The sequence below is a fragment of the Streptomyces sp. NBC_01689 genome (genome assembly GCF_036250675.1).
Lineage (GTDB): Bacteria > Actinomycetota > Actinomycetes > Streptomycetales > Streptomycetaceae > Streptomyces.
This window is the reverse complement of sequence record NZ_CP109592.1, coordinates 5,162,078-5,184,805: the sequence shown is the minus strand read 5'-3', so window position 1 is coordinate 5,184,805 and position 22,728 is coordinate 5,162,078. Positions and strand designations below refer to the sequence as shown.

Below are 22,728 nucleotides of genomic sequence, written 5' to 3'. Positions count from 1 at the left end.
CTCCGGCTCCGGCTCCGGCTCCGGCTCCGGCTCCGGGATGTGTACGGCCCGGGCTCCGGCTCCCGTTCCGGTGGGCGTACGGCCGGGGTGCCGGTGTCCGTGGGGGCCCGCTCCGGTGTCCGTACGTGGTGAGCCGCGGGTACGCCGGGCGGGGAGCCGTGGGGCCGCCCGCCCGGCGTGCGGGGATCAGAGACTGGTGACGTCCAGCTCGCCCTGCGCGTACCGCCGGCGCAGCACCTTCTTGTCGAACTTGCCGACACTCGTCTTGGGGACCTCCGCGATGATCGTCCAGCGCTCGGGCAGCTGCCACTTGGCGATCCTGCCCTCGGCGGCGAGGAAGGCGCGCAGCGTGGCGAAGTCGGCGGTGGAGCCCTCCTTGAGGACGACGGTGGCGAGAGGACGCTCGCCCCACCGGTCGTCGGGGACGGCGACGACGGCGGCCTCGGTGACGTCCGGGTGGGACATCAGCGCGTTCTCCAGGTCGACGGACGAGATCCACTCGCCGCCGGACTTGATGACGTCCTTGGCCCGGTCGGTGAGGGTGAGGAAGCCGTCGTGGCTGATGGTGCCGACGTCACCGGTCTTGAGCCAGCCGTCCTCGCTGAACTTGTCGTCGGGCCGGAGCGGTTCGCTGCCCTGGCCGCCGTAGTACGCGCCGGCGATCCACGGACCGCGTACCTCCAGCTCGCCCGCGGACTCCCCGTCCCAGGGCAGCCGTTCGCCGGCGGGGCCGGTGAGGCGCGCCTCGACGCCGGCCGGGAAGCGGCCCTGGGTGAGCCGGTAGGCGAACTCCTCCGGGGTGCCCACGACGCCGGCCGGCGGCCGGGCGACGGTGCCCAGCGGGGACGTCTCGGTCATGCCCCAGGCGTGGCAGACCCGCATGCCCAGCTTGTCGAAGGCCTCCATGAGGGAGGGCGGACAGGCCGAGCCGCCGATGGTGACCTGGGTGAGGGAGGAGACGTCCCGGGGCGAGGCGGTCAGCTCGCCGAGCAGTCCCTGCCAGATGGTGGGGACGGCCGCGGCGTGCGTGGGGCGCTCGGTCTCGATCATCTCGGCGAGCGGCACGGGCTGCAGGAAGCGGTCCGGCATGAGGAGGTTCACGCCGGTCATGAACGTGGCGTGCGGCAGCCCCCACGCGTTGACGTGGAACTGCGGGACCACGACGAGCGAGGTGTCCTCGTCGGTGAGGCCCATCGACTGGGTCATGTTGACCTGCATGGAGTGCAGGTAGATCGAGCGGTGGGAGTAGACGACGCCCTTGGGGTCGCCGGTCGTGCCGGAGGTGTAGCACATCGCCGCGGCGGCGCGTTCGTCCAGCTCGGGCCAGTCGTAGGCCGTCGGCTTCCCCGCGAGGAGCTCCTCGTACTCGTGCACCCGCACACTCGCTCCGGCGAGCAGCGAACGGTCGCCGGGACCGGTCACCACGACGTGCTCCACCGTCGGCAGCTGGGGGAGCAGCGGTGCGAGCAGGGGCAGCAGGGAGCCGTTGGCGACGATCACGCGGTCGGCGGCGTGCCGGACGATGAACACCAGCTGTTCGGCGGGGAGTCGGAGGTTGAGGGTGTGCAGGACGGCGCCCATGGAGGGGATCGCGAAGTACGCCTCGACGTGTTCGGCGTTGTTCCACATGAGGGTGGCGACCCGGTCGTCGTCCGCGACCCCGAGGTCCTCGCGCAGCGCGTGCGCGAGCTGGGCCGCGCGGGCGCCGATCTCGGCGTAGGAACGGCGCTGCGGCTCTCCCTCACCCGTCCAGGTGATCACCTGTGAGGTGCCGTGGATGGCCGACCCGTGGGCCAGGATCCTGGAGATCAGCAGTGGTACGTCCTGCATCGTGCTCAGCACGGCGTCCTCCCGGGGCGACATTGCCTACGCGGTGGTAAGGGTTGCGCTGATTCTGCGCACATACCGCGCGGTATGTCACTAGTTCCGGGTGATCGATCAAGTCACAGGGGGGTGGGACGGCGGCGGTGACGCACGCCGGGACGGTCGGCGGGGCGGCCGGGCGGGCCCCGGAGGGAGCACGGGGCGGAGCGGGGAGCGGATCGCCGGACCCTGGCCCGCGGTCAGCGCACGGGCTCCAGCTCGGGGTCCTCACGCAGCTTGCCCAGGGCCCGCGACACGGCCGACTTCACCGTCCCGACGGAGACGCCGAGCACCTCCGCGGTCTGTGCCTCGCTCAGGTCCTCGTAGTACCGCAGGACGACCATGGCCCGCTGCCGCGCCGGCAGCTTCATGATCGCGCGCCACATCGCGTCGTGCAGCGCCTGCTGCTCGGCCGGGTCCCCGGCCGCCACCCCGTCGGGCTCCGGCAGCTCGTCGCACACGAACTCGTCGACCTTGCGCTTGCGCCACTGCGACGTCCGCGTGTTCAGCAGCGCGCGCCGTACGTAACCGTCGAGCGCCCGGTGGTCCTCGATCCGCTCCCATGCGACGTAGGTCTTGGTCAGCGCGGTCTGCAGCAGGTCCTCCGCGTCGCTCGGGTTGGCGGTCAGCGACCGGGCGGTGCGCAGCAGCACCGGCTGACGCGCCTTCATGTACGACGTGAACGACGGATAGGACGGGTAGGACGAGTACGACGGGTACGCCGAGGTCCGCGTCGCGACGTTCGCACCGCTGGTGCAGACGGGTGTGGTCATGACTCCACGCTAGGAGTGACCCCTACTCCTTCGGATCGGCCGGAGGTCCCGAAGCCGTGTCCCCCTCAGGTTGTAGGTGGGGGGTCCGCTCCACCTCCTGAGGGTGGACGAGCGGCGCCCGCCCCCTGAGGGTTCGCCCCTGAGAGACCCGTGGGGAGCCGCCGCGGCCGCCGTCCCGCCAGTCCCCGCGGGTGTCCTCACCAGACCCCGCGCGCCCGTTCCTCCCCGTCCGCCCCCAGGATCAGCCCCGAGGTGGGAACCCCGGTCCCCGCGGTGACCAAGGCGCGGACGGCGCCCGGTATCTGGTTCACGGACGTGCCGCGCAGCTGCCGGACGGCCTCCGCCACCCCGTTCATCCCGTGCAGGTACGCCTCCCCGAGCTGTCCCCCGTGGGTGTTGAGCGGCAGGCTCTCCGCGGCGACGAGATCCGTGGCCTCCCCCGGCCCGCAGAACCCGAACTCCTCCAGCTGCATCAGCACGAACGGTGTGAAGTGGTCGTACAGGATCGCCACGTCGATGTCCGCGGGGGTCAGCCCCGAGTTCCGCCACAACTGCCGCGCCACCACTCCCGTCTCCGGCAGCCCGGTCAGATCGTCCCGGTAGAAACTCGTCATCTGTTCCTGGGCCCGGCCGGCCCCCTGGGCGGCCGCCGTGATCACCACCGGCGGACGCGGCAGGTCCCGGGCCCGCTCCACCGAGGTGACGACCAGCGCCTGACCGCCGTCCGTCTCCTGGCAGCAGTCCAGCAGGCGCAGCGGCTCCACGATCCACCGCGAGGCGGCGTGATCGGCGAGGGTGATCGGTCTGCCGTGGAAGTACGCCGCCGGGTTGGTCGCCGCGTGTCTGCGGTCCACCACCGCGACCGGGCCGAAGGCCTCGGGCGTCAGTCCGTACCGGTGCAGATACCGCTGGGCCGTCATCGCCACCCAGGAGGCGGGGGTGAGCAGCCCGAACGGCAGTCCCCAGCCGAGCGCCACCCCCTCGGCCGACGGCTCCCGCTGCCGCACCCCGGCGCCGAATCTCCGTCCCGACCGCTCGTTGAACGCCCGGTAGCAGACCACCACTTCGGCCACGCCCGTGGCCACCGCGAGCGCCGCCTGCTGGACGGTCGCGCAGGCCGCCCCGCCGCCGTAGTGGATCCGCGAGAAGAAGGACAGTTCGCCGATGCCGGCCGCCTGGGCGACGGTGATCTCCGGGCTGGTGTCCATGGTGAACGTCACCATGCCGTCCACGTCCGCGGGCGTGAGTCCCGCGTCGTCGAGCGCCGCCCGCACCGCCTCGACGGCGAGCCGCAGCTCGCTGCGCCCGGAGTCCTTGGAGAACTCGGTGGCCCCGATCCCGGCGATCGCGGCCCGTCCGCCGAGGCGGTCCCTCGTCCGTACGCTCACGCGGCGCCCCCGGCCGGGAGGGTGACCGTGACCGTGCCGGTCACATGGCTGCCGATGCCGTTCGTCCCGACGACCCGGACCGTCGCCGTGGAGCCCGAGACCTCCTCGACCGTGCCGGTCAACACCATGGTGTCGCCAGGGTGGTTGGGGGCGCCCAGCCGTATGGCGACCTTGCGCAGGACGGCGCGCGGTCCGAAGTGGTCCGTGATGTACCTGCCGACCAGGCCGTTGGTGGTCAGGATGTTCATGAAGATGTCGGGCGCCCCCTTGCGCCGCGCCAGCTCCGGGTCGTGGTGCACGTCCTGGTAGTCCCGCGAGGCCAGAGCGCCGGCCACGATCAGCGTGCGCGTGATCTCGATCTCCAGCGGCGCCAGCACGTCGCCCGCTCTGGGCGGCGGCGGATCCCCGGTCCGCCCCGTCCTCGGCACGTCCTCGTCGGCCGTCATGTCCCTCCCTCGCTCCTCACCAGCAACTCTCCTAGTTCCTGCAGCACTTCGTCGCCACAGCCCAGGTACGCGTCGAGCTGCCGGCCCCACAGGAAGTGCCGGTGCACGGGGTGCTCCAGATCGGCGCCGGTCCCTCCGTGCAGATGCTGGCCCGTGTGCACGACCCGCCGGCCCGCCTCGGACGCCCACCAGGCCGCGGTCAGGGCGTGGGTCGCGTAGGGCAGTCCCTCATCGCGCCGCCAGGCCGCCTCGTACGCCGTCACCCGGATCGCCTCGGTGTCCATGTAGGCGTCGGCCGCCCGGAGTTGCACGGCCTGGTGGGTGGCGAGCGGGCGGCCGAACTGCTCGCGCGTGTTGGTGTGCTCCACCGCGCGCGCGAGCGATCCCGCGCACACACCGGCCTGCAGCCCCGCGAAGGCGGTCCGGGCGGTGGCGAGCACGTCCGCGTGGATCCTCCCGGCGTCCCGGGCCGGGGAGCCACCTCCGGCAGGAAGGACGCCACCGGCCCGCTCCCGTACCGCCGCACCGCCCGCCGCCGCGTCCGGGTGCACTTCCGCGGCCGGGTCCGCGTCCGCGCCCAGTCGCTCGCCCGGTGTGCCGTCGAGCGTGAGCCGCCCCGCCGACCAGGGCGCCGTCAGCTCCACGGGCTCGCAGCGCGCTTCGGCGGTCCGCACCAGCCACAGCCGCCGCCGGTCGTCGGCGACCAGCGCGTGGGTGGCGTCCCGCAGCCACGGCACCACCGGGACGACACCGGTCAGCCGCCCCTCGCCCACGGCACGGACCGGCGACGGCGGGCAGACCGCGCCGCACACCACCACCGTGCCGTCCGCGATGGAGGGCAGCAGCCGCTCCCGCTGCCCCGGCGAGCCGTGCGCCGTCACCGGCAGCAGCCCGTACGCGCAGGTCGCCGCGAACGGCACCTGAGCGGTGGTCCGTCCCTGTTCCTCCAGGAGCAGCACCAGACCGAGGAGTCCGGTCTGCGCCACACTGGCCACCAGCCCGGCCGCGCAGAGCGCCTTCCACAGCTCGGCGTCCCCGCCGGTCCCGGCGGCGGACAGCCGCTCGTGCGTGGCGAGGTCGCCGAAGATCCGGGCGGCCAGGCCGCGAGCCGCCGCCTGCTCCTCGGTGGGCGTGAAGTCCATGTCAGCGCCCGCCTCCCCCGGCGCCGTCCCCGGCCCGGAACACCGGCAGGACCAGGTCCTCGTCGTAGCGCTCGAACTCCAGCCGCACGGGCATCCCGATCCGCACCTTGTCGTACGGCACACCCGTCACGTTGCTCACGATCCGCACGCCCTCGGACAGCTCGATCAGACCGACCGCGTAGGGAGGGTCGAAGGCGGGGAACGGCGGATGGTGCATGACCACGTACGAATAGACGGTCCCCTCACCGCTCGCCGCGACGGTGTCCCACTCCGGGCAGCCGCACGCGCCGCATCCCGGCAGCCAGGGAAGGCGCAGCGTCCCGCAGCCGGCGCACCGCTGGATCAGCAGCCGGCACGCGGCCACGCCCTCCCAGAACCCGGCGTTGTCCCGGCCCACGACCGGCCTCGGCCGGGCGGCTCCCGGCCCGGCGGCCGTCGGGGCGTACTTGAGGATCCGGAACCGGTGGGTGCCCACGAGCTCGCCGGCCGACCGCACCTCCATCCGGGTCGTGACGAAGTAGCCGCCGCCGATCCGGGTCGTCTTGAACCCGGAGACCGATTCGATGACGGTGTCGTAGGTGATCTCGTCCCCGGGCCGCAGCGGCCGCAGGTACTCCTGCTCGCAGTCGGTGGCGACCACCGAGGTGCACCCGGCGTCGTCGAGCAGCCCGAGCAGGTCGTCGAACGGCCCGGCGCGCCGCACCTGGCCGGAGAGGCCCCCCATCGTCCACGCCTGGAGCATCGTGGGCGGCGCGACGGCGTCGGGCCCCGTGTACGCGGGACTGGTGTCGCCCATCGCCTCGCACCAGTGCCGGATCATCGGCCGGTTGACCGGGTCCCTGCCCACGGCCGCGACGGTGGCCGCCCGGCCCTCGTACGCCTTCAGCCGCGCCGTCAGCCCCGCGGATCCGGCGCTCACCGCCGCCCCCGGGTCATCCCCAGGCGCATGGTCGCCACGATCTCCCGCTGCACCTCGCTCACCCCGCCCCCGAACGTGTTGATCTGGGCCGCCCTGTTCATCCGCTCCAGCTCGCCGTCCCCGAACACCCCGGGCGAACCGGAACGCACCAGCGCCTCCGCGCCCACGATGTGCTGACATAAGCGATACGTCTCGACCGCCGATTCCGTTCCCGCGACCTTCACACCGCCGGCGTCGCCGGGCGCCGGGCCGCCGGCCCCCACCTCGGCCACCAGACGCCAGTTGAGCAGGCGGGATGCCGCCAGTCGCGCGTGCGCCTCGGCCAGCTCGGCCCGCACCCAGGGCTCGTCGGCCCGGCGCCGCCCCGTCACCGGGTCGGGGGTGCGCGCCGCCTCCAGCGCCGCCGCGCAGAAGTCCTCGGCCTGCATGCCGATCGCGGCCAGGGCGACGCGCTCGTGGTTGAGCTGGTCGGTGATCAGCCGCCAGCCGCGGTTCTCCTCGCCGACGAGACGGGAGGCCGGGACCCGGATGCCGTCGTAGTACGTGGCGGTGGTCGTCAGGCCGCCGACCGTCTCGATCGGCGTCCAGGAGAACCCCGGGGCGTCCGTGGGGACGAGAAGGACAGAGATGCCCCGGTGCCGGGGGGCGTGCGGGTCGGTGCGGCAGGCGAGCCAGATCCAGTCGGCGTCCTGGGCGTTGGAGGTGAAGATCTTCTGCCCGTGGACCAGGAAGTCCGTCCCGTCGCGCTCGGCACGGGTGCGCAGCGCGGCCAGGTCCGTACCGGCCGAGGGCTCCGTGTAGCCGATCGCGAAGACGAGTTCGCCGCTCAGGATGCGCGGGAGGAAGTACTCCTTCTGCTCCTCGCTGCCGTTCTTCATGAGCGTGGGGCCGACGGTGTTCAGCGTGACCATCGACACCGGTGCGCCGGCCCGGTACGCCTCGTCGAAGAACACGAACTGCTCGTCCGGGCCGCGCCCCTGCCCGCCATAGGCGGTCGGCCAGCCGATGCCGAGCAGTCCGTCGGCGCCGATGCGGCGCAGCAGCGCGCGCCGCCGGCCGGGCTCGTCGGCCGGCGGGGGCCCGTCCGGCATCAGGTCCCGGAAGTACCCGCGCAGCTCGGCGCGCAGCCGCTGCTGACGCTCGGTGGGGGCGAGATGCACGTCGGCGTCCCTCCCGGATCTCGTACGGACAAGGATTTCTGACTGTCCGTCAGATCTGATGGCCTGTCAAGCTTGCTGCGGGAGGCGGGAGGCGGGAGGCCGGAGGCCGGAGACGGGAGGCCGGGGGGCGGACGGCGGTCCCCGCACCCCGACCGTGCGGCCGGCCGCGCGGGAACGCGGAAACGTCCGCGCGACGGCACCGAAGCACCGTCGCGCGGACGTGTCACGACCCCAGGAAGCACGGCCCCCGTGAGGGAGACCGGACCGGCGGGCCCCGGCGGGGGCTCACCGGCCGACGCTCACCAGAGCCTGGTGAAGTGGACGACAGTGGGCGACTGGTTGACGACCGTGAACGCCGAACCGGTCACCTGCGCGGTATTGCTCTGGATCGAGGCTCCGGAGCCCACCGCCTGTTGCTGTGTGGTCGAGGAGTTGCCGCTGTTGTCGCGCCCGACACCGCCGCCGCTGACGGTCGCCACACCGGCGTTCGACCCGTTGTCCGCGATCGCGCCGTTGTCCGCCGCCGCGACGCCCGCGAACAGGGCGGCGGCGAGAGGCAGCGCCGAGACGGCGGCGAGAACGCGGGCGGTACGGATGCTTGCCATGTGAGTTCCTCCATGAACCGGATGCACGGACCGGCGGTGGGCCGGGCCGTACGGGGGATACGGCTGCTCCGAGGTGGTCGGCCGACCACCCCGGCGCTGTTCACGACGTCGCGAGTCCAGAGTTGCCCACCGAATCCCCGGCGAACCACCCCGGAAGGGACGATTCCCCCTCAAGCGTGAGGGCAAGTCGATAAACCCCCTTCGCGACAAGAAAGCCGCAGCTCAGCGCGGATCGGGCGGCTCGAAACCAGACACCGCAAGCGATGAAGCGTTTCACCACATTTCGGCGCCAGACCTCCCGGAGCACCCCCTCCGCATCCCCGGTCCGGCGCCCTCTTTCTTTTTTCGAACACTCGTACGAACATGGGGTCATGGCCACCATCGACCGGCAGGCCACGACCCTGGCCCTGGCCCACGCCCTGTCCGCCGCCGAGCGCGGCCTCGCGGTGATCCCGCTGTCGCGCACGAAACTCCCGGCCCTGCGCTCACCCCACCGCGCCGATCCCGGCCCCGACCCGGCGGCCCCGCCCTGCCACGGCGAGTGTGGCCGCTTCGGCCACGGCGTGTACGACGCCTCCACCGACCCCCGCCGCATCCGCGCGCTGTTCGCCGCCGCCCCCTGGTCCACCGGCTACGGCATCGCCTGCGGGCTCGCCCCGCACCACCTCATCGGCATCGACCTCGACACCAAGGCCGGCACCGACTCCTCCACCGCCCTGCGCGCACTGGCCCTGCGCCACCTGTTCACCATCCCCGACACCGTCGTCGTCGTGACCCCGAGCGGAGGCCGGCACCTCTGGCTGACCGGCCCGCCGGACGTGGTCGTGCCCAACTCGGCGAGCCGGCTGGCCCCCGGTATCGACATCCGTGGGGCGGGCGGCTATCTGGTCGGCCCCGGCTCACGCACCGAGCACGGCGTGTACGGCACGGCCCCGGGCACCGCCCACCTCCCGCCCGCGCCCTGCCCGGGTGAACTGCTGCGCCTCCTCACGCCCCCGGCCCGTACGCACCACCGCACACCCCCGGCCACCGGCGACCAGGGCCGGGGACTGGTCCAGTTCGTCCTCGCCGCCCACGCGGGCCAGCGCAACACCCGCCTGTTCTGGGCCGCTTGCCGTGCCTACGAGAACGGCATCGGCCCCGATCTGACCCCCGCCCTCGTCGAGGCCGCCGTCCGTACCGGCCTGACCGCGCACGAGGCCCGCTCGACGATCGCGTCGGCCTCCCGGATGTCGTCCCGGGAGCCCGGACCGCCGCGGGACTGAGACCCGCCCCGGACGGTCCGTCCGGCGGGAAGGCCACGTCCCGCGCCGCTCACCGTCCCCGGGGAGGGAAGCGGGGCGGGACGCCGGGCCCACCAGGGGCGGACGCCCCGTCCGTCCGGGTCACCCGGATCCGGGAAATTGCGTCCACTCCTCGGCGAGGAGGCCGAGGACCACGACGTCGGCGAAGGCGCCGTACACCCAGGCGGAGCGGCGCAGGGTGCCCTCGACCCGGAATCCGGCTCCGGTCGCGGCCGCGATCATCGCGGTGTTGTCGGCGAGCGTCTCGACCTGCAGCCGCTGCATCCCCCGGACGGTGAACCCGTAGGCGCACAGCACCCGGACGACATCCCCCGCCAGCCCGCGCCCCCGGAACCCGGGGAGCAGGGAGATCCCCAGGTGGGCCGTCCTGTTGTGCGGGTCGATCCCCCACAGCAGGGCCTCGCCGGCCAGTTCCCGCGACGCGAGCTCCACCACGGAGAAGTACGCCCTGTCGTCGGACGGCACGGCCGCCGCCGCGGGAGACTCCGCGGCGTCCGGCGGAAGCGGCCGCCAGGGACGGGAGTCGACGCGCGAACGCATCGCCACGTCCTCGTACAACTCGGCCTGGAGGACCGGCACATCACTGTCGCGCCGAGTTCGCAGCTCGACCTTCTCGCCTCGTATCACCGGTCATTGCTACCCCATGGACCGCGGCCGATCAACCGGGCGGACCGGGCGGGAAATAGAGGAGAGAAAGGGAATATCCGGTCCGGGTGAAGGGATTTCCCTCCACCCGGACCGCGGAAATCAGTTGTTGTTGACGTTGGTGCGACTTCCGTTGTTGTTATTGTTGTTGTTGTTGGCGTTCGCCGCGTTGTTGTTGTTATTGTTGTTGTTGACGTTGACGGTGATCCGCAGCCCGTCACCGAAGAAGTCCCACAGGTCGTAGTCCGGGTCGAAGTAGTCGTCGTCCTTGCCGCCCCGGTACGCCTTCTCGTCGTCCGCGCCCTCGACTCCGTCGGCGTCCGCCTCGTCCTTGAAGGCCCTCTGGTCGTCGGCGTCCTCGTCGCCCTTGGACATCTGCCGGTCGTAGGCGTCGTCGACGCCCTCGTCGTCCTTGAAGGCCGACAGGTCGACCTGCGCCTCACCGTCGGGGAAGGTGAAGACCTTGCTGGAGTGGAAGCTCCGGTGGTGCGTGTCATGACCCGCGGCGTGCGCCATGGGCGCCGCCCAGAGGCCCACCACCCCGCCACCGAGCACGACCAGGGCCGCCGCCCTCGCACCCAGGCGGGGGTGACGCGAGGGAGCGCGCTCGTCTTCGCGCCGGTCGCGCATCACCTTGAGTTTCGGGGACATCTTGCGTCCTCTCTCCTCGCACGAGCGAGGGAACTGTCCGATCGGTCCGAGGATGCTGACGTCGAGTCGCATCCAGCCTCATCACGCTTTCCGTGCGAACCGCATGCGATAACGGTTCACCCCGCCCTGTTAGGCCAGATGCTGGCATGTCTGCGACATGCGGCTCAGTTCCGATGGCGGCCCCGGGAATCCGGCGATAAAGTACGTGGCCCCTTTTACGTGACGGCCCGTCAGCTCTTCCGGCGGAGTCCCGGCCGGAATTCCGCCGAGACAGGAATGCGCCTTCGCCCACCGGACGGCGAGGGCCTCCCCACCGCCCCGGGACGTCCCGCACGCGGTGGACCCACGGCTCAGGGCCGTCCCGCCCACCGCCGCGCACACGGAAGGGGCGCCCCCGAGAACGGGGACGCCCCTTCGTACCTGCGCGGTGGGTGTGGGATTTGAACCCACGGTGACATCGCTGCCACGACGGTTTTCAAGACCGTTCCCTTAGGCCGCTCGGGCAACCCACCCCGCGCCACCCACATCCGCCGGTGGCGCGGGGACAAGACTAACCGGTCAGCTGTCGCCGTCGCGCTGGCCCAGGGTCACCTCGGTGGTACGGGTCTTGCCGTCGCGGGTGTAGGTCAGCTTCACGGTGTCGCCGGGCTGGTGGGTCCAGATCTCACCGATCAGGGTCGGACCGCTGTCGATCACCTGGTCGTCGAGCTTGGTGATGACGTCGCCGGGGCGCAGGCCGGCCTTGTCGGCGGGGCCGCCGGAGGTCACCGCCGCGGAGCCGCTCGCGCCCTGTTCGGTGATCTTCGCGCCGCTGGTGCCCTCTTCGAGGGAGACCGACGCGCCGATCACCGGGTAGACCGGCTTGCCGGTCTTGATGAGCTGTTGGGCGACGTGCTTCGCCTGGTTGATCGGGATCGCGAAGCCGAGACCGATGGAACCGGACTGGCTGCTGCCGCCGAGGCCGCCCCCGCTCGTCGACTGGATCGCGGAGTTGATGCCGATGACGGACCCCTGCGCGTCCAGGAGCGGGCCACCGGAGTTGCCCGGGTTGATCGAGGCGTCCGTCTGCAGGGCGCTCATGTACGAGGCCTTGCTGCTCGCGCTGCCGTCGCTGGAGGCCACCGGACGGTTCTTGGCGCTGATGATGCCGGTGGTCACCGTGTTGGACAGACCGAAGGGGGCGCCGATCGCGATCGTGGAGTCGCCGACGGCCACCTTGTCGGAGTTGCCGAGGGCGAGCGGCTGGAGGTCGGACGGCGCGTTCTTCAGCTTGATGACCGCGACGTCGTAGCCCTGCGCGTGGCCGACCACCTCGGCGTCGTACTTCTTGCCGTCGGGGAAGGTCGCCGTGAGCTTGCCGCCGTCGACCGCGTCCGCCACCACGTGGTTGTTGGTGAGGATGTGGCCCTGCTTGTCGAAGACGAAGCCCGTGCCGGTGCCGCCCTCGCCGTTGGTGCTCTCGGCCTCGATCGTGACGGTGCTCGGCAGCGCCCTGGCCGCCACGCCCGCGACCGTGCCCGAGGCACGCTTGACGTCACCGCTGTTGCTCGGGGCGGAGACCGTCGTCGAACCGGTGGAGCTGTCGTTGCCCTTGGCCAGCGAGTAGCCGATGCCACCGCCGACCCCGCCCGCGACGAGCGCGGCCACCAGGATGGCGGCGACCAGACCGCCCCGTCCGTTCTTCGGCTTCGGCGCGGGCTGCCCGTAGGTGGAACCCCACCCGCCGGCACCCGAGCCGCCACCGTCCGCGTAGGAGGGGGTGGCCGGCGGCGGGGGCGGCCAGCCCGCCTCGGACGCGGGAACGCCCCCGGGGGCCCCGGAGCCGTAACCCTGCGCCCCGGGAGTCCCCGCCCCGTGTCCGTACGGGTCGGGCGTCCCGGTACCCGTCGACGCGTACGCCGGTGCCTGCCCCGGTGCGCCGGGGGCGCCCGGAGGCACCGACGGGATCTGCGCGGTCGGCGCGCCCCCTTCGGGCGCAGCGTTCTGCGCGGAAGCAGCGGGAGTTTCCACCGGCACGGGAGGTGCGGACGGGGCCGGGGGTACTGCGGTGCCCTCGTTCTCGGTGCTCACAGCTCTTCTCCTCGATCCACGGCTGTTGTTCTCGGTCGCACTCGGTCACGCTCGCTCATGCTCGTCGACGGGTCCGGCGCGATTCAGCTGTGCTGGTGTGCATGTGCTTTTTGTACGCCGTCAGCTTTTCCCACAGGACGTCAGAGCACCATAAGCGGTGGCTGTGGGTCCACGTCTATTCTTTACATAGGTCTTTTCTGGCGCAATGGGTTCATTTGTGGCGTATCCGACCCGACGGACACCCCGAGGCGGTGGCACCATGACGCGGTGACCCACGCACGACAGCACCCGATCCAGGTCGTCGCCCATCGCGGGGCCTCCGAAGAGGCACCCGAGCACACCCTGGCCGCGTACAAGAAGGCGATCGAGGACGGTGCCGACGCCCTCGAGTGCGATGTGCGGCTGACCGCGGACGGACACCTCGTCTGCGTCCACGACCGTCGCGTCAACCGTACGTCCAACGGCCGCGGGGCGGTCTCGGCCCTGGAACTCGCCGAGCTGGCGGCACTGGACTTCGGCGTCTGGCGGAACCGCGACGAGTCCCCCGACTGGGAGTACGGCCCCGGGGACCCCGAGGACACCTCGGTCCTCACCCTGGAGCGGCTGCTCGAACTCGTCGCGGACGCCGGCCGGCACGTCGAGCTGGCCATCGAGACCAAGCACCCCACCCGCTGGGCCGGACAGGTCGAGGACCGGCTGCTGCTGCTCCTCAAGCGGTTCGGGCTGGATTCCCCCGAGAGCCCCGCGGCCTCACCGGTGCGCGTGATGAGTTTCTCGGCCCGCTCCCTGCACCGCGTCCGGTCCGCGTCACCGACCATGCCGACGGTCTATCTGCTGCAGTTCGTCTCGCCCCGGCTGCGCGACGGACGGCTGCCCGCGGGTGTCCGGATCGCGGGCCCCTCGATGCGGATCGTACGCAGCCACCCCGGCTACATCGAACGGCTGAAACGAGCCGGGCACCAGGTGCACGTCTGGACCGTGAACGAGCCCGAGGACGTCGACCTCTGCGCCGAGCTGGGCGTCGACGCCATCATCACCAACCGTCCGCGCGCGGTCCTGCGCCAGCTCGGCCGCTGACCCCGCGCGCCGTCCCCCGGAACCCGCCGTTCGAAACCCCGAACGACAGTCGAGATCCAGCCATGTCGTGACGGGGAGTGCACCGGCGCGTTCGTTCCGTATTCGATCGTTACGAGTGCGTCAGGAGACGTGGATTGGCCGGTTTCCGGCTCAGTCCCGTGGGGCATCCACACCGTGGCGTGGGGCAAAGGAGGTCTCGGGGGTGGCGTTGGTGGTGGCACGGGAAGTGCCCACGTCGTCGAGCATGGCCGTTCCCCACGGCCCTGCGGGCGTCGGGAAGGCAAGACGTCGGATGCGCGATCAACTGCGCACGGGGGGCATGGCGGAATCGGTCGTCGACGACGCCGTACTGATCCTTTCCGAACTGCTGAGCAACGCGTGCCGGCACGGCAGGCCGCTCGGCGACGCCCTGTCGGGCGACGGTGACGTGCGGGCCGCCTGGCGCGTGGACGCGGCCGGAAGACTCACCGTCGAGGTGACGGACGGCGGCGGACCCACCCGTCCGGTGCCGGCCACCCCCTCGGTCACGGCGCACGGCGGCCGCGGGCTGAACATCATCACCGCGCTGGCGAAGGACTGGGGCGTCCGCGACGACGCCCGCGGCGAGGTCACGGTGTGGGTGGTCGTCCAGGAGGACGTCACCGACACGGCGGCGGGACACCGGCGCGACGACTTCGCTACGCGCGTCGCGTCACCGGCCGTGTCCGCGATACCCGAGCTGGACTTCGCGGACGCCTTCGACGACCTGGACTGAACCCCCGGTTCCGATGCGACCCGGTGCGTTGTCCACAGGGTCCCATCGGCCGTCGCGCGAACGGCTAGGCTCGCGCCCGTACGAGTCGAGCCGTGATCGGGAGACACCCACGATGGCCAAGAAGCGACCCCAGACGAAGGCCCCGCGGCCTCAGCAGCAGGACGGGGAGATCCCGGTTGTCGGCGCTCGCGAGCCCTGCCCCTGCGGCAGCGGCCGCCGCTACAAGGCCTGCCACGGCCGGGCGGCCGCGCACGCGGTGACCGAGCTGGTGCAGCGCCCCTTCGAGGGACTGCCGAGCGAGGGCGACTGGGTCGCGCTGCGCGAGCTGGTGCCCGCCGCGACCGTCGAGCTGAAGCTCAGGGAGAGCCTCCCGGAGGACGTCCCCTCGGTGACGCTCGCCACCGTCCTGCCGATGGCGTGGCCCGCGCTGCGCCGCGACGACGGCTCGGTCCTGCTCGGCCTGCAGAACGACACGGCGTCCGGCGACATCAGCCGCGACCTCGCCGACACCCTGCGGCGCGCGCTCACGGCGGAGCCCGGCACCCCGGTCCCGGGCCGCCGTGCCCCGGCCGACGGCCCGCGGCTGCAGGAACTGCTCGACCCCGAAGGTGCCTTCGAGCCAGTTGTGCACACGGGCTTCGAGTTCTGGGTCCCGGACGTGGAGAACGCGGCGCCGGACGTGGCCGCCTCCCTGGAGCGGGCCAACGCCGCGGCCGTCCCCACCGTGAAGCTCTCCGGCGTCGACGCCGCCTACTGGTGCGAGACCCCGGACAAGAACCACCTGCGCTGGGTCATGCCGCACCCCGAGGAACAGCTTCTGGACGCGCTCGCGCGGCTGCACGCGGCCGGCCGGTCGGGTCTCGGCGAGGGCACCCGGCTGGTCGGCTCCTTCCGCGCGCACGGACTCACGGTGCCGGTCTGGGACCTGCCGAGCGGTGTCACGGCCGACGACGTCGAGAAGCCGGCGGCCGAGTTCGCCGACCGGCTGGCGACCGCCCTGGCCTCGGACACCCCCCTCACCGCGGACGAACGCCGGGCGCGCGGCGGACTCACCAACCGGCAGGTCACGCTGAGTTGAGACCCGGTCGCGCGGCTGACCGACCGGCCGGCCGGACCAGGTCCATGAGCACAGGTGACCCCTGTCACAACTCCCTGCGGTGACAGCGGAATCCGTGTCCGAATAGCCGAGATCGAATTTGCGAACCGCCGATCTCTTGTTACCGTTCGAGTAGCCCGGTTGCTGGTGCATCCCCCGTCGCCAGCAACCGGGTCTTTTCGTGCCCGGAATCTCGTACGGCGCCAACGCCCTTGCCACAGAGGCAAGTTGCTACGAGCCCGTGGTGCTCCCCGAGCGCAGCAGCAGCGGCCCGTCCCCGGCGTCCCGCGCGAACTCCGCGACCGCCGTGTACGCCCCCGGCCCGCCCGCCGTGCGCCGCCTGGGCGTCTCGCACGCCCCCGGGTCGTCCTCCGCGTCCACCACGCATCTCATCTCCACGGCGCGGCCGGCCGGCCCCATGAGGCTCAGTACGGAGCTCAGCTCGTCGCCGGTCGCGTTGCGGTAGTAGGTCCGCGCCCAGGTCTCCCTCCCCTGGGTCAGGACACAGGTCTGCGCCTCGATGCCGTCCGGCGAGGAGAGCTCGGGGCCGCACCGGGCGGCGGTGACCAGACCGAGGCCGAGCAGCCGGGGCGCGGTCGTGGGGACGTTCCCGAAGCCCGGTGCGCGCCCCTTCTCGTCGACGCGCACCGAGACGCCGACGGCCCCGGGACCCTCGTCACCGACGGGTCCCGCGGACGCCACGGTCAGCGGCAGCGCGACGAGGAACGCCACGACGGCGGTCAGCGCCCCCAGCCGGACACCTCGGGCCCCCGGTCCGCCGCGCAGCGGCAGGGTGTCTCTGTGTCGGCCAGGATGACGCTGCATACGGCGGAAGATACGAGTCCGGGCGGGCGTGCGGCCGACCGCGCGCCGGAGCACCCTACAACTCGGGCGCGCTCACACCCGTACGAGTGAGCGCCTCCACCACGGCGTCCACCACGGCCTCCACACCGGGCACCCAGGGCGCGGCCGAACCGGGCAGCGGAGCCCGCTCCCAGCGGATCCGGCCCTGGCCGGTCTCGGAGGGGGGCAGCGCGATGTAGCCGCCCTCGCCGTGGAAGCGCAGGGAGCCCGGTACGAAGTCCTTGGCGTAGAGCAGCTCGCCGAGCTGTTCCATCGAGTACGGCGCGACGAGGATCGCCCACCGCGTGGGGGCCGCGACGACCGGGCCGAGGCGCATGCCCTTGCGGTCGAGCGCGTCGAGCGCGCGGGCCGCGGCGGGGGCGGGCAGGCTCACCGCGCAGGGAGCTCTGCCGCCGGTGGCCAGCACGATGGGCGCCGACGGCCGGTTGGTCCACCACCAGCGCACCATGCGCTCGTCCGCGGTGGCCGCGAGGAGGCCGGGGTCGAAGGGGTGGGCGCCGGGCACCGTGCACTCCGGGTCCGGGCAGCCGCAGCGGGCACGCCCCTGCGGATCCGGTGCCACACCCGGGAGTACGGGCCAGCGCCAATCGGCCGCGAAGGTCAGGGCCGCGCTGAGCATCTCAGGCCTCCCGTTGTTCCGCCGGGACAGGAGCCTGCGTCGCCTTCCGAGGATCTCGCGCATGAGCGCTCGTTCCTTTCCGTTGCACGCCTGGCAACACCGTGGATCACATCACGTCATGTGTCGATCACTTCACTGTGCGTACCTGCTGGCGCATCACACCCCCGCACACGGCAGGGGGAACCCCTCTGGGCCGAGCATTGGCTGCGTCCGCGTCCATACTGCGTCTCTCCGCAGCACGGGCATGGCGTGGGGTGGCGGCGCCTGGCGTTTTGCTGTCGCGCGTATTGCTTGCCGCCTCCGCCACGGGAGGATGGGGCACGGTCATCGGTGGTTAAGACGCCCGGGTCCGATTCCAGGTTCCGGGCGGTTCCCAACCGCCCCTGGCCTTCACCGAGTACGTACCCACCACGACCGCTGTGACGCTCCGTCGAACGAGGCCAGTCGACCTCAATAACGTGTTACCCGAGTCAGTTTTAGGCCAACTTTGCTTTCCCGCAAGGGTTACCGAGGGTCTCCTGGACACCAGGAATCCCAGCAGGACAATGCTGGACATCCCCTCACGAGTGCGTGTACATGTGGAGACACTGCCAGCGGCGCAGAACGACATGGGGGTTTGCGATGCCATCGAGCAATACGCACTGGTCGGAAAGCCGGACGCCATGAACGCCCCTCATCTTCCGAAAGTGGCCGGAATCGATTCAACGGTTCCCGCTCCCGCACACACTGTCGCTCCTTCATCGTCCGTCCCGGGCGCCGCTTCGGCCACTCCGGCCCCTCCGGCCCCCGGCGCCGGACTCGTCCTCCAGGACCGGCTCGCCGGCTGGGTCTCCGACCTCACGACGCTCCACGAACTCACCGAGCGCCTGGCGCGCACGGCGGTGCTGAGCGACGCGCTGCAGGAACTGCTGCGCGCCGGAGCCTCCCTGGTGGGCGCGCGGCGCGGTCTCGTGGTGCTGGAGCCCGGCGACGGACTCGGTCCGGACACCACCGTCGGCCTCGGCCTGGGCCGCGCCGACCTCGGCCACATCGAGACCGTTCCGCGCAGCTCCATGTCGTACGGCAGGATCCTCGACGGCCTGCCCGGCGACGCCGGGATCGCCCAGCCCGACCTCCTCTCCGAGGACGGTCTCGACCCCCGCCACCGCGAGGTGGCCGCACGGCTCGGCTACGCCGCGAGCTACACGCTGCCCCTGTCCACCAGGACGGCGGGCCGGCTGGGTGCCGCCGTCTGGCTCTACGACGAGCCCGCCGAACCGGTGGAACGCCAGCGCCATCTCGCCGGCCTCTACGCCCGGTACGCGGCCGAGCACCTGGCGCGGCTGGTGGAACTGGAGCGCACACGGGCGTGCCTGACGACGGTCGCCGAGGAACTGCTCCCCCCGCGGCTCCCCCGGGTCGCCGGTATCCAGCTGGCCGCCCGTCACCGCACGGGTCCGCGCGGCGGCGGTGACTGGTACGACGCGCTGCCCCTGCCCGACGCGGCGCTCGGTCTCGCGGTCGGGTCCGTCACCGGGTCGGGACCCAGCGCGATCGCCGCGATGGGCCGGCTGAGGGCCTCGCTGCGCGCGTACGCCGTGATGGAGGGCGAGGACCCGGTCGCCGTTCTGTCCGACCTCGAACTGCTGCTGCGGCTGACCGAGCCCGCCCGCTCCGCGACCGCCCTCTTCGCCTACTGCGAGCCCGCCCTGCGCAGGATCACCCTCGCCGGCGCCGGTCACAGTCCGCCGCTGCTCATCGGCGCCCGGCGCACGGAGTTCGTGGAGACCTCGCTCTCCGCGCCGCTGGGCATGCTCGCCTGCTGGGAGGCGCCGAGCGTCGAGCTGACCGTCGAGGCCGGCGAGACCGTGCTGCTCTACACCGACGGCCTGCTGCACCGCACCGGCGACCCCATGGACCGCGCGTTCGCCCGGCTGCACGCGGCGGCCGCGAGCGTGCCCAGGTCGCTGCGCGAGGACCCCGGCGCCGTCGCCGACCACGTCCTGCGGAGCGTGCTGCCGGACGACGGCGGGGCCGGCTCCCCCGGGCCCGGGGTCTCCGCGGGCCCGGCGGCACCCGGACCGGGGGGCGACGAGGACGTGGTGCTGCTGGCGGCCCGCTTCGAGTGACCGTGCCCGGTGCGCGCCGTCCCCCGGGCGGGCACCTGCGGCGACGGTCCCGGGTGGCGCCCCGGCCCCGGCGGGCACTCCACGTGCCCGCCCTCTCACGTGCCGTGCGCCCCGGCGTGCGCCACGGGACCCCGGACGGTACGCACGGTGAGCCCCCCCGCACACGCGGTGAGCTCCGGGGGTAAAGGGCTTCCCGCCCCGGGACCGCTCCCGTACGACCGTACGATGGAGGCGGTCCAGAGTCGTATCAAGGAGGCAGACCGTGTCGGAGGCGCTCACCCCGGAGACCCCGGAAGCCGTGCTCGACGATGCCGCTGACGAAGCGGTCGAGGAAGAGCCGATCAAGCAGCGCAAGAACGGCCTGTACCCGGGCGTGTCGGACGAACTCGCCGAGAGCATGAAGTCCGGCTGGGCCGACACCGAGCTGCACGGCCTGGAGCCGATCGCGCAGGCCGAGCACACCGCCGCCCGCCGCGCCGCGCTCTCCGCGCGTTTCCCGGGCGAGCGTCTGGTGATCCCCGCGGGCAATCTGAAGACCCGGTCGAACGACACGGAGTACCCCTTCCGCGCCTCGGTCGAGTACGCCTACCTGACCGGCAACCTGACCGAGGACGGCGTCCTGGTCATGGAGCCGGCCGCGGACGGCCACCGGGCGACGATCTACCTGCTGCCGCGCTCCGACCGGGAGAACGGCGAGTTCTGGCTGTCCGGCCAGGGCGAACTGTGGGTCGGCCGCCGCCACTCCCTCACCGAGGCCGAGCAGTTGTACGGCATTCCGGCGTCGGACGTCCGCGAACTGGCCGCGGCGCTGAAGGAGGCCACCGGCCCGGTCCGGGTCGTGCGCGGCCACGACGCCGGCATCGAGGCGGCCCTGACCGACAAGGTCACCGCCGAGCGCGACGAGGAGCTGCGGGTCTTCCTCTCCGAGGCCCGGCTGGTCAAGGACGAGTTCGAGGCCGGCGAGCTGCAGAAGGCCGTCGACTCGACGGTGCGCGGCTTCGAGGACGTCGTGAAGATCCTGGACAGGGCCGAGGCGACGAGCGAGCGCTACATCGAGGGCACCTTCTTCCTGCGCGCCCGCGTCGAGGGCAACGACATCGGCTACGGCTCCATCTGCGCCGCCGGGCCGCACGCCTGCACGCTGCACTGGGTGCGCAACGACGGACCCGTCCGCTCCGGCGACCTGCTCCTGCTGGACGCGGGTGTCGAGACGCACACCCTCTACACCGCCGACGTCACGCGCACGCTGCCGGTCGACGGCACGTACACCGCGATCCAGAAGAAGATCTACGACGCCGTGTACGAGGCCCAGGAGGCCGGTATCGCGGCCGTCCAGCCGGGCGCCAAGTACCGCGACTTCCACGACGCGGCGCAGCGCGTGCTGGCGGAGAAGGTCGTCGAGTGGGGTCTGGTCGAGGGCCCGGTCGAGCGCGTCCTGGAACTCGGACTGCAGCGCCGCTGGACCCTGCACGGCACCGGCCACATGCTCGGCATGGACGTCCACGACTGCGCTGCCGCGCGGACCGAGACGTACGTGGAGGGCACGCTGGAGCCGGGCATGTGCCTGACCGTCGAGCCGGGTCTGTACTTCCAGGCCGACGACCTGACCGTGCCCGAGGAGTACCGCGGCATCGGCGTCCGCATCGAGGACGACATCCTGGTCACGCGGGACGGCAACCGGAACCTGTCGGAAGGGCTGCCGCGGCGCTCCGACGAGGTCGAGGCGTGGATGGCCGCGCTGAAGGGCTGAGCAGGAACAGGACGGCCGGGTACCCCGCGGGGTACCCGGCCGTCTCCCGTTCGGGAGGGGGAGGGCCCGGTTCCGTGGACGACTTCTGGTCCGGTGTCGGTGTGGATCTGCATCTGGAGCCGGACGTGGCGGCGGGCCGGCGGGCGGGGCTCGAACGCGCGCTGCGCGACGCGGTGCGCGAGGGGCGGCTCGCGCCCGGTACGCGGCTGCCCGCGACCCGGCGGCTGGCGGCCGAGCTGGGGATCTCCCGGGGCACCGCGAAGGGTGCCTACGACCAGCTCGTCGCGGAGGGATATCTGACGGCGCGGCAGGGAGCGGGCACCGAGGTGGCACCGCTGCCCGCCGTCTTCCCGGAGACCCCCGGGCAGGCGGCACGCGCGCGTGCCCCGCGTCTCGACCTGCGGCCGGGCAGCCCGGACGTCGGCGCGTTCCCGGCCGCCGCCTGGCTGCGGACGCTGCGCCGGGCGATCGCGACGGCGCCCGCCTCGGCGTACGGCTACGGGGATCCGCGCGGCCGGATCGAACTGCGGACCGCGCTGTCCGGTTATCTGGGGCGGGCCCGCGGTGTGATCGCGCCGCCGGAGCGGATCGTGATCACCTCGGGGTACGTGCAGGGGCTCGCGCTGCTCACCCGTGTACTGGGCGGCGGCGCGGTGGTAGCGATGGAGGACCCGGGGCTGCCCTTCCACCGGGACGTGGTGCGGCGGGCCGGTGGAACGGTGGTTCCGCTTCCGGTCGACGAACGCGGGGCCCGCGCGGCGGAGTTGGCGGCCACCGGCGCCGGTGCGGCGGTGGTCACGCCCGCGCACCAGTATCCGACCGGGGTCACCCTGCATCCGCGGCGCCGGCGGGCGCTCACCGACTGGGCCCGCGCCCACGGGGCACTGGTCGTCGAGGACGACTACGACGGGGAGTTCCGCTACGACCGGCAGCCCGTCGGCGCCCTCCAGGGGATGGCACCGGGGCAGGTCGCGTATCTCGGCACGGCCTCCAAGACCCTCGGCCCCGCGCTGCGGCTCGGCTGGATGGTGCTGCCGCCGCACCTGGTCGACGCGGTGACCGACGCGAAGCTGCACAGTGACCATCACACCGAGGTCGTCGGCCAGCTGGCGCTGGCCGAGATGATCACCGGTCACGCGTACGACCGGCATGTGCGGGCCTGCCGGCTCCGCTACCGGCGCCGCCGGGACCAGCTCCTGGCGCGGCTCGGCACGTCCCGGAACGTGCGGGGGATCGCGGCCGGGCTGCACGCGCTGGTGGAGGTCACGGACGAGACGGGGGCCAGGGCCCGGGCGGGGGCGCTGGGGCTGCAGGTGGGACGGCTCGGTGACCACTGGCACACACCCGGGGCGGACCGGCCGCAGGGGCTGGTCGTGGGGTACGGGACACCGCGGGAGGGGGCGTACCCCGAGGCGCTGGAGATGCTGGGGCGGGTGCTGGAGGGCGCCTGAGCGGTCTCGATCGGACCATGGAACGGCGCCGTGATTGGACCTG

At 72.6% G+C, this 22,728-nt stretch carries 20 protein-coding genes and 1 tRNA gene; 7 read left to right on the top strand and 14 right to left on the bottom strand.

Annotated elements, in window-relative coordinates; genetic code table 11:
- Positions 1-186 precede the first annotated feature (186 nt).
- From OG776_RS22035 to OG776_RS22000, 8 genes are all read right to left on the bottom strand, one after another.
- Entirely contained in the window at positions 187-1,863 is a 1,677-nt protein-coding gene (locus OG776_RS22035; RefSeq protein WP_148009206.1) for a long-chain fatty acid--CoA ligase, read from the bottom strand.
- Positions 1,864-2,063: 200 nt separating this feature from the next.
- Complete coding sequence (locus OG776_RS22030) at positions 2,064-2,636, bottom strand: SigE family RNA polymerase sigma factor (protein ID WP_148009207.1); 573 nt, start codon at positions 2,634-2,636, stop codon at positions 2,064-2,066.
- 197 nt (positions 2,637-2,833) lie between these two features.
- Positions 2,834-4,024 (bottom strand): lipid-transfer protein, encoded by a 1,191-nt coding sequence (locus OG776_RS22025; RefSeq protein ID WP_329322355.1) that lies wholly within the window; start codon positions 4,022-4,024, stop codon positions 2,834-2,836.
- Complete coding sequence (locus OG776_RS22020; protein WP_148009209.1) at positions 4,021-4,470, bottom strand: MaoC/PaaZ C-terminal domain-containing protein; 450 nt, start codon at positions 4,468-4,470, stop codon at positions 4,021-4,023. The genes OG776_RS22025 and OG776_RS22020 overlap by 4 nt, the downstream gene beginning before the upstream one ends.
- Positions 4,467-5,612: an acyl-CoA dehydrogenase family protein gene (locus OG776_RS22015; RefSeq protein WP_148009210.1), complete on the bottom strand. Its 1,146-nt coding sequence runs from the start codon at positions 5,610-5,612 to the stop codon at positions 4,467-4,469. The genes OG776_RS22020 and OG776_RS22015 overlap by 4 nt, the downstream gene beginning before the upstream one ends.
- A 1-nt stretch (position 5,613) precedes the next feature.
- Positions 5,614-6,531, bottom strand: coding sequence for a bifunctional MaoC family dehydratase N-terminal/OB-fold nucleic acid binding domain-containing protein (locus OG776_RS22010; protein ID WP_148009211.1), 918 nt, complete (start codon positions 6,529-6,531; stop codon positions 5,614-5,616).
- Positions 6,528-7,691 carry an acyl-CoA dehydrogenase family protein gene (locus tag OG776_RS22005; protein ID WP_148009212.1) on the bottom strand — a complete coding sequence of 388 codons (1,164 nt, stop codon included), beginning with the start codon at positions 7,689-7,691 and terminating at the stop codon, positions 6,528-6,530. Before OG776_RS22005 ends, OG776_RS22010 begins: the two co-directional genes overlap by 4 nt.
- Positions 7,692-7,990: 299 nt before the next feature.
- Positions 7,991-8,296, bottom strand: coding sequence for a hypothetical protein (locus tag OG776_RS22000; protein WP_329322351.1), 306 nt, complete (start codon positions 8,294-8,296; stop codon positions 7,991-7,993).
- Positions 8,297-8,667: 371 nt separating this feature from the next.
- Between OG776_RS22000 and OG776_RS21995 the strand changes: the two genes are divergently transcribed.
- A complete protein-coding gene (locus OG776_RS21995; RefSeq protein WP_329322349.1) occupies positions 8,668-9,561 on the top strand; it encodes a bifunctional DNA primase/polymerase in 894 nt (297 codons plus the stop codon).
- Between the two features lie 120 nt (positions 9,562-9,681).
- Here OG776_RS21995 and OG776_RS21990 read toward each other — a convergent pair whose 3' ends face one another.
- From OG776_RS21990 to OG776_RS21975, 4 genes are all read right to left on the bottom strand, one after another.
- Positions 9,682-10,227: a GNAT family N-acetyltransferase gene (locus OG776_RS21990; RefSeq protein ID WP_148009214.1), complete on the bottom strand. Its 546-nt coding sequence runs from the start codon at positions 10,225-10,227 to the stop codon at positions 9,682-9,684.
- Between the two features lie 120 nt (positions 10,228-10,347).
- A complete protein-coding gene (locus OG776_RS21985; RefSeq protein WP_148009215.1) occupies positions 10,348-10,896 on the bottom strand; it encodes a hypothetical protein in 549 nt (182 codons plus the stop codon).
- Positions 10,897-11,321: 425 nt separating this feature from the next.
- A tRNA-Ser gene (locus tag OG776_RS21980) sits at positions 11,322-11,408 on the bottom strand.
- 46 nt (positions 11,409-11,454) lie between these two features.
- Positions 11,455-12,966: a trypsin-like peptidase domain-containing protein gene (locus OG776_RS21975; RefSeq protein ID WP_148009216.1), complete on the bottom strand. Its 1,512-nt coding sequence runs from the start codon at positions 12,964-12,966 to the stop codon at positions 11,455-11,457.
- Positions 12,967-13,233: 267 nt separating this feature from the next.
- Between OG776_RS21975 and OG776_RS21970 the strand changes: the two genes are divergently transcribed.
- The 3 genes from OG776_RS21970 to OG776_RS21960 all read left to right on the top strand — a co-directional run bounded on the left by OG776_RS21970 (position 13,234) and on the right by OG776_RS21960 (position 15,875).
- Positions 13,234-14,043: a glycerophosphodiester phosphodiesterase gene (locus OG776_RS21970; RefSeq protein ID WP_148009217.1), complete on the top strand. Its 810-nt coding sequence runs from the start codon at positions 13,234-13,236 to the stop codon at positions 14,041-14,043.
- 115 nt (positions 14,044-14,158) lie between these two features.
- Positions 14,159-14,797, top strand: coding sequence for an ATP-binding protein (locus OG776_RS21965; RefSeq protein WP_148009218.1), 639 nt, complete (start codon positions 14,159-14,161; stop codon positions 14,795-14,797).
- Between the two features lie 112 nt (positions 14,798-14,909).
- Positions 14,910-15,875 (top strand): DUF5926 family protein, encoded by a 966-nt coding sequence (locus OG776_RS21960; protein ID WP_329322345.1) that lies wholly within the window; start codon positions 14,910-14,912, stop codon positions 15,873-15,875.
- Positions 15,876-16,124: 249 nt separating this feature from the next.
- On the opposite strand, the gene OG776_RS21955 is transcribed toward OG776_RS21960, so the two are convergent.
- Complete coding sequence (locus OG776_RS21955; protein WP_261994526.1) at positions 16,125-16,718, bottom strand: hypothetical protein; 594 nt, start codon at positions 16,716-16,718, stop codon at positions 16,125-16,127.
- Positions 16,719-16,773: 55 nt separating this feature from the next.
- A complete protein-coding gene (locus OG776_RS21950; RefSeq protein WP_329322343.1) occupies positions 16,774-17,439 on the bottom strand; it encodes a bifunctional DNA primase/polymerase in 666 nt (221 codons plus the stop codon).
- Between the two features lie 482 nt (positions 17,440-17,921).
- Between OG776_RS21950 and OG776_RS21945 the strand changes: the two genes are divergently transcribed.
- The 3 genes from OG776_RS21945 to pdxR all read left to right on the top strand — a co-directional run bounded on the left by OG776_RS21945 (position 17,922) and on the right by pdxR (position 22,685).
- Positions 17,922-19,484 carry a PP2C family protein-serine/threonine phosphatase gene (locus OG776_RS21945; protein WP_329322341.1) on the top strand — a complete coding sequence of 521 codons (1,563 nt, stop codon included), beginning with the start codon at positions 17,922-17,924 and terminating at the stop codon, positions 19,482-19,484.
- A 262-nt stretch (positions 19,485-19,746) separates the two neighbouring features.
- Positions 19,747-21,234 (top strand): aminopeptidase P family protein, encoded by a 1,488-nt coding sequence (locus tag OG776_RS21940; RefSeq protein WP_148009222.1) that lies wholly within the window; start codon positions 19,747-19,749, stop codon positions 21,232-21,234.
- Between the two features lie 74 nt (positions 21,235-21,308).
- Positions 21,309-22,685, top strand: coding sequence for a MocR-like pyridoxine biosynthesis transcription factor PdxR (gene pdxR, locus OG776_RS21935; protein ID WP_329322339.1), 1,377 nt, complete (start codon positions 21,309-21,311; stop codon positions 22,683-22,685).
- The last annotated feature ends 43 nt before the right edge of the window (positions 22,686-22,728 follow it).